The organism is Selenomonas bovis DSM 23594 (assembly GCF_000381005.1).
GTDB lineage: Bacteria > Bacillota > Negativicutes > Selenomonadales > Selenomonadaceae > Selenomonas_C > Selenomonas_C bovis.
The window spans coordinates 1-1,908 of record NZ_KB908447.1 but is presented as its reverse complement, the minus strand read 5'-3'; the positions used below and the strand labels follow the sequence as shown (position 1 = coordinate 1,908).

General features: G+C 44.8%; 3 protein-coding genes and 1 pseudogene. 3 read left to right on the top strand and 1 reads right to left on the bottom strand.

The features are described from left to right. Positions 1-234: 234 nt before the first annotated feature. Positions 235-462 (bottom strand): annotated as a pseudogene (locus tag F599_RS14570) (thioredoxin family protein); the annotation flags it as partial. A 144-nt stretch (positions 463-606) separates the two neighbouring features. On the opposite strand from F599_RS14570, the gene F599_RS14565 reads away from it, so the two are divergent. From F599_RS14565 to F599_RS0113210, 3 genes are read left to right on the top strand one after another with little or no spacing between them, the layout of a single operon-like run. Continuing rightward, positions 607-1,278 carry a hypothetical protein gene (locus tag F599_RS14565; protein ID WP_019543965.1) on the top strand — a complete coding sequence of 224 codons (672 nt, stop codon included), beginning with the start codon at positions 607-609 and terminating at the stop codon, positions 1,276-1,278. Positions 1,279-1,309: 31 nt separating this feature from the next. After that, complete coding sequence (locus tag F599_RS0113215; protein ID WP_156022053.1) at positions 1,310-1,558, top strand: hypothetical protein; 249 nt, start codon at positions 1,310-1,312, stop codon at positions 1,556-1,558. Continuing rightward, positions 1,555-1,773 (top strand): helix-turn-helix transcriptional regulator, encoded by a 219-nt coding sequence (locus tag F599_RS0113210; RefSeq protein WP_019543963.1) that lies wholly within the window; start codon positions 1,555-1,557, stop codon positions 1,771-1,773. Before F599_RS0113215 ends, F599_RS0113210 begins: the two co-directional genes overlap by 4 nt. Positions 1,774-1,908 lie beyond the last annotated feature (135 nt).

The following is a 1,908-nucleotide window of genomic DNA, read 5'->3' as shown; positions in this document are numbered from 1 at the left end:
TTACGCCTGTTGCCAAGGATTTTTAAGTCCTTGGCAACATTTTTTTTGCAAACTAAAAGGGGCTGCTACACGTTGTTGATACGTGCAACAGCCCCATTTTTTATGCAAATCCCCAAGAATGCAAGCCGCAGGCGCAGCGCGATTGGTTGGATTTACTGCAAGGGTGATGTACAATGTCCACGAAGTGGATGTCGGTGCATGTAGCTTTGTTGAGAAATACAACCCTTGGGGTATTCAGGCAATCGATCCGTCTGATGTTCCCAGAGTTTGCAGGTACGGCTTGATTTCCTCCTTTTTCAGCACTTTGCCGGAAAATGCCACCTTTCCGTTGACTACGAGTGCGGGCGTCTGTATGACGCCGTATTGCGCAATTCTCTTAAAATCACGCACATGCTCGATTTCTACAGGCAGGCCTGATTCCGCCAAGGCTTTCCTCGTTTCTGCCTCTAATTCTTCACATTTTGCACAGCCAGAACGGTTCTACAATAAATGTTACGGATATACATTTGTATTGACGTAACATGAAGATGGAAAAGGATGTTATGTTGATACAGTATGTATCAGCATAGCGTCCTTTTTTGTTTACAAGGAAAGGAGATGAGATGAATGAATATAAAGGAGTTTGTCGCATTTGTTGATAAGCTTCCTGATGATTGCATTGAGAAAAAAACGGATGAGGAGATCGTTTTCCATCTGCCGCTAACTCGGCCGCCTTGTGACAGATGTGGTTCTAAGCATGTCGTCGTAGAGAGGTATCGCAAGCAGAAAATATATGTTTCTGATACGACTACCTATATATATCGAAAACGAAGCTATAAGTGTGCAAGTTGTGGAGTGAGGTTTTTTGAACCGAATCCGTTTCTTGGATTCCATCAGCGCTGGATCGGGGATGTTCCCCTGCGGCTGTTTCGAGGAAACAAGAAAATTACTTTGAGGAAGATGGTTACCTTACTAAATGTCCCTTTTCATGTATATAAGGAACTGGAGAATGGAGAAATTCCCTCTAGTTTGGAACTAGCAGGAAGGGTGGCGGGCATACTGTCTGTTCGCATTGAAGATATATGGGGAGCAGAGGCGGAAGAAAAAATCCGTGCCAAGGAACAGGTGTCGGAAAGAAAGAAACAGCAAGCAATCGCTAAAAAGAAAGAAAAGAATGCAATTAAGGAGGAGTTTTCAGTCTTTCAAAAGAACATGAAGAATCTGTCTCTCAGGAAGCAGAAGAGGATTCTTGAAATGCTTGGCGACTTGGCTGAAAAAGAAGCCCCTGGCACGAAGTAACAGCAGAACTGCTGCAACAAAGGAGGATGGCATGATGGAAATTCTGACAAGGAACGGCAAAATCGAGATCGCCGAGGATAGAGTCCGTTTTACGGGTGCCTTGTTTTGCGCAGAGGATGAGGATTTGCCGGGCATTTTGTTCGTTCTGCGCCATGACGCCGGGCTCCTGGTTACGCCATCTGTCAATACGAATATCGTCAAGGTTTGCCTCTTGGCGGATATGAAGAAAGAAACAAAAAAGAAGAAGCATTTGAAGCTTCTTCTAGGAGGCATGTTATGATACCGCGATTCCTGCATTTAAAGGAAATCCGTTCGCGTAAAGGCTTCTCCGGCATCGCATTATGCGATCAGGTCGGGATCGAGCGATCATCTCTGTATCGTTATGAGACAGGGCTGTCCTTTCCGGACATCCGGATAGCGTTTAAGATTTCCAATGCTTTGCAGGTGAGAATCCAGGATATTTGGGATCTAGAGGAGGAGAAGGAGACAAAATAAAAATCCCGCACCATCTTTTGCCGAGACGCGATACGGGATTTCTATGGTAATAGGCATAAGCCCCATTAGTCGTTTATAAGTCTAGCATACATCAGGCAGCAAATCAAGTGGTATTTCATTACAGAAAGGGGAGAG

Coding starts and splice junctions, on each gene's coding strand:
- F599_RS14565 (WP_019543965.1), top strand. CDS start 607: ATGAATATAAAGGAGTTTGTCGCATTTGTTGATAAGCTTCCTGATGAT.
- F599_RS0113215 (WP_156022053.1), top strand. CDS start 1,310: ATGATGGAAATTCTGACAAGGAACGGCAAAATCGAGATCGCCGAGGAT.
- F599_RS0113210 (WP_019543963.1), top strand. CDS start 1,555: ATGATACCGCGATTCCTGCATTTAAAGGAAATCCGTTCGCGTAAAGGC.